The sequence below is a fragment of the uncultured Veillonella sp. genome (assembly GCF_938010505.1).
GTDB lineage: Bacteria > Bacillota > Negativicutes > Veillonellales > Veillonellaceae > Veillonella.
Genome location: NZ_CALLVP010000129.1, coordinates 1 through 4,255 on the forward strand (window position 1 = coordinate 1; position 4,255 = coordinate 4,255).

A 4,255-nucleotide genomic window follows, 5' to 3' on the forward strand; every position below is an offset into this window, starting at 1 on the left:
CCATGAGTGTAGTGAAGCCCTTATTATGGCTATTAGAACCGTATATCGTATACAAGGCCTATTTGTGGGGCGCCCGTTTTATGGCACAACCTTTCACATGGGAAGGCGAATTAGATTGGTTTGCTTTTATGTTAACCTTCTTGCTCGTTATTGATGTAGTAGCGTTACCGTTGGTGATTTTCTATTGCCCTGGCTTGAATCCTGGTGTGCGTCTTCCTGACTGGATTCGTCGTCTAGGAACGCCTATTTACGCCGTCCATAATTGGCTTGATAGTAAGGTAGGTGACGATACATCTACGCCGATTGTATGGCTTCGCAAAACCTTACATTCCTTACTTTTGTTCATTTATTACTTAGTGCCATTTTACGTGGGTGGTCATCTAGTAATGGGGCTCGTAGTAGCGCTCATGTATGATGTCCTTGTATGGGCACATGGAGGTGTATAATGAAAAAGATTACTTGTGAATGGCCGACGACGCCTTTATATCATGAATACCACGATTATGAGTGGGGCCGACCAATTCATGATGATCAACTTCAATTTGAACACCTTTGTCTTGAAAACCTCCAATGTGGACTTAGCTGGCTTACGATCTTAAATAAACGAGATATCATTCGAGCATGCTTTGATCATTTTGATATTGATACGGTTGCTGCTTATGGTGAAAGCGACATCGAACGAATCATGCAGACGGAAGGGATGGTTAAGTATCGCCTTAAAATCGAAGCTATCATCAATAATGCTTCTGCCTTTAAACGTATTCAATCTGAATTTGGTTCGTTTTGCAACTATATTTGGGGGTTCACAGATAATAAGACAATTATCTATGAAAATCATCCTGAAGGTCATTTCCCTACTAAAAATGGTCTATCCACGCGGATTAGCAAAGATTTAAAGAAACGGGGATTTAAGTTTGTAGGGCCTGTAACAATTTATTCACACCTACAAGCCAGTGGTCTCATCAATGATCACGGTAAAGACTGTCCTTGCTTTGATGAAATTAATAAAACGGCGGATATCGTACATTTACCTGTAGACGATGAAGCTTAATGGAGATAAGCACATATTAGTTAACAATAATTTTTATACATGATTATTGTTACAAAGTTGAATTTGTTATTCCATAGAAACGGGTGTACACTAAAGTCGATGAGGCGATAGCGACTCATCTCATGTCGGCCCGCTTTATATAAACATATATACTCTCTCTCTCTCCTAAGCGGGTCTTTCACAAGTTCTCTCTCAACGCTATAAACAACACAGAGCCTCTATCCTTATCGGATAGAGGCTTTTTGCTGTCTATAACACTCTGAGACGCTACATAGCACTAATAAAATCTATAACAGCCTTAACGATGATTTATATAGATATTAACGAAAATCTATAACCGCATTAACAAGGATTATCTATAGATCTATATAAAAAATCTAATTAATTTAGTTTTATACTATACAAATTGATTTATTTCGATATAGTTGCTATACTGAAGTGAATTTATATTGTTGCTTTCACAATTAAAGAAGGGAAATATATGATTGGTTTGGGAACGGCCATTAACATTGGCCTCATTATAGGTGGCGGTCTGTGCGGTCTTGCGTTTGGTCGCTTTATGAAAGAAAATTTAAAGCAGACGCTCATGATTGTGAGCGGTATTATCGTGCTTCTCCTCGGCATGAGCGGAGCCATGCAGTATATGCTCGTCATTGTCAATGGATCCTTACAAACAACGGGGCCACTGTTGATGATTATTAGCATGGTTGTAGGCGCCGTTATTGGTGAAGTTATCGACCTTAATCATTGGATTACGGTGTTTGGGGACTGGGTGAAAGCTCGCACTGGCAACGCTGGTGATCCAAAGTTTACACATGCTTTTATCACTGCATCTTTGACGTTTACCGTAGGCGCTATGGGTGTACTTGGTGCCATTCAAGACGGTCTTACTGGTAATTATCAGACGTTGCTTTTAAAAGGCATCCTCGACGGTATTATCGTTATGGTTATGGTATCCTCTATGGGCAAAGGGGCGTTGTTCTCCTTTATTCCTGTAGGTATTACGCAATGGCTCATCACGGCAATGGCACATATCGCAGCGCCGTTGATGACACCTAGTGCCATCGATAATCTATCCTATGTGGGATCTATTCTGATTTTCTGCGTTGGTATAGACCTCATCTGGCCTGGTAAAGTACGTATTGCCAACCTCTTGCCAGCCATCTTCATGGCGATGGGACTTACATTTTTACTGTAATTAGTATTACAAATAATACATAGATTTTTATAAGAGATCTATATTCTCTGAACCTTTGATGTGTACTTTGTACATGATACGGTCGAGGCTATAGGTCTTTTTACTTTTTAAAATCAATTTAGTTGAGGTGGAAATTAATGATAGTTTTAATTCAATTATGACGATAGGGTAAATTTATTACATTCCGAAATAGGTGACCAATAGAGTCATCGCAAGTGTAGGATTTAGATGATGTTTTATAGAATCTTTTTACCAAAATTATTTGTAGAATAATTTTAATTCTATGTATAGTTATTCTTCAAGTATATATTATTGAAATATACCTGCCTAACAGGTATAATCAAAGGAGAGATTCTATGATTATCGGATTTAAGGATAAGGAAACAGAAAAAGTTTACTATCAAAGCTTTTCTAAACGTTTTTCTCCGTTTATACAAAAGCTAGCTCTTCGTAAATTACTATTGTTAGATAATGCTAAATCATTACAAGATTTACGTTGGTCACCAGGTAATCGCTTGGAGTTGTTGCAAGGAGATCGATTTGGTCAGTATAGTTTGCGGATTAATAGTCAGTATAGACTGTGTTTTAAAGTGAAAGAGATTAATAGTTTTTATGATGTAGAAATTGTAGATTATCATTAATAGAGAGGGGATTTATATGGATAAGTTTATTCCTACACCTACCATTAGTGAAATATTAAAGGAAGAGTTTATGGATCCATTAGGACTATCTGCATATCGTTTAGCTAAGGATATACAGGTGCCTGTTTCACGGATTCAAGAAATATTGAATGGTACACGGTCTATTTCAGCAGATACATCGTTGCGTTTAGCGAAATACTTTGGTGTTTCAGAAGGGTATTTCTTGCGTTTACAGATGGATGTTGATTTGCGTACTGCAAAACTTAGTGAGGGTATGGATGAAGTATTATCCTCTATTACACATTGTGCTTTATTAGACCCCGTAGACTGTCAATAAGAGATTGATAATCTTCGATGTATTTGGTAAAATTAACTTAAATAAGTAAGTTGTTACAACATTGAATATTGATATAAGGAGAACCTATGTTATTCGTTGAATATCCTAAATGCACAACATGCAAAAAAGCAAAGAAATTCTTAGATGATCACAAAATTAAGTACACAGATCGTGACATCAAGTCCGAAAATCCTACAGCAGAGGAAATTGCTGCTTGGTATCCACAATCTGGTAAGGATTTGAAAGCATTCTTTAATACTTCCGGTATGATTTACCGTGAACAACAATTAAAGGATAAATTGCCGAACCTAAGTGAAGAAGAAAAACTAGCTTTATTAGCATCTAATGGCATGCTTGTAAAACGTCCTATCTTGGTTCTTGAAGACAAAGTACTCGTTGGCTTTAAAGAAGCAGAATGGATTGAGGCGTTGAAGCTCTAATTTCATATTAGTTAACCGAAAGAACAGGTCCCTAAAAGCCTCCATAGCGAGCTAAGTCGTTTTTAGAGACCTGTTCTTTCTGCATTTTTAATAAAGAAATTAGAGCTCACAACTAGAACCTCTTTACGGATAAGTCATTTTAGAGATAGGTCCGTTCTTTTTTTTATACAATTTATGAAATTAGAGCAACAACTGGGGGCTCTAGGGAGGCTAAGTCATTTTTAGAGATAGGGGCTTTTCTTTTTATATGAAATTAGTATCTCCAACTAGGGTCTCTCATTTATCAAAAATTTTGATTTGTATATAACTTGTATATTTTGTATAATATTTTTACAATAGATATACACCTATAGGTACTATAAAGATTTAAAATAGAAATATAAGGTGCTTCAGATCAATAGGTGATTACTATTAGGTTAATATCAGAAAAATAGTAATACAAGATTAGTGTCATACCGCATGGGGTGTACCTTACTATTTAATTATTTGTTTTGTATTTTATTTCCGGATTAAGTAAGGCCGGTATATAGTTTATAGAGAGGTCTATATGAAGTTTTTACAGTCTTTATCAGCGCAGGTGTCTCTGCG

The 4,255-nt window shown here is 36.5% G+C and carries 6 protein-coding genes; all 6 read left to right on the top strand.

The annotated features are described in order from the left end of the window. Window positions 1-2: 2 nt before the first annotated feature. The 6 genes from Q0507_RS08050 (at window position 3) to Q0507_RS08075 (ending at window position 3,667) form a co-directional block, all read left to right on the top strand. On the top strand, window positions 3-446 hold the full coding sequence (locus Q0507_RS08050) for a hypothetical protein (protein ID WP_298714881.1): 444 nt from the start codon (window positions 3-5) through the stop codon (window positions 444-446). Then, on the top strand, window positions 446-1,051 hold the full coding sequence (locus tag Q0507_RS08055) for a DNA-3-methyladenine glycosylase I (protein ID WP_298714882.1): 606 nt from the start codon (window positions 446-448) through the stop codon (window positions 1,049-1,051). Before Q0507_RS08050 ends, Q0507_RS08055 begins: the two co-directional genes overlap by 1 nt. Window positions 1,052-1,532: 481 nt before the next feature. After that, window positions 1,533-2,249 carry a DUF554 domain-containing protein gene (locus Q0507_RS08060; protein WP_298714883.1) on the top strand — a complete coding sequence of 239 codons (717 nt, stop codon included), beginning with the start codon at window positions 1,533-1,535 and terminating at the stop codon, window positions 2,247-2,249. Window positions 2,250-2,605: 356 nt separating this feature from the next. After that, on the top strand, window positions 2,606-2,890 hold the full coding sequence (locus Q0507_RS08065) for a type II toxin-antitoxin system RelE/ParE family toxin (protein ID WP_298714885.1): 285 nt from the start codon (window positions 2,606-2,608) through the stop codon (window positions 2,888-2,890). Between the two features lie 16 nt (window positions 2,891-2,906). Then, window positions 2,907-3,227, top strand: coding sequence for a HigA family addiction module antitoxin (locus tag Q0507_RS08070; protein WP_298714887.1), 321 nt, complete (start codon window positions 2,907-2,909; stop codon window positions 3,225-3,227). An 86-nt stretch (window positions 3,228-3,313) separates the two neighbouring features. Continuing rightward, window positions 3,314-3,667, top strand: a complete 354-nt coding sequence (locus Q0507_RS08075; protein ID WP_004698187.1) for a Spx/MgsR family RNA polymerase-binding regulatory protein — start codon at window positions 3,314-3,316, stop codon at window positions 3,665-3,667. Window positions 3,668-4,255: the final 588 nt, after the last annotated feature.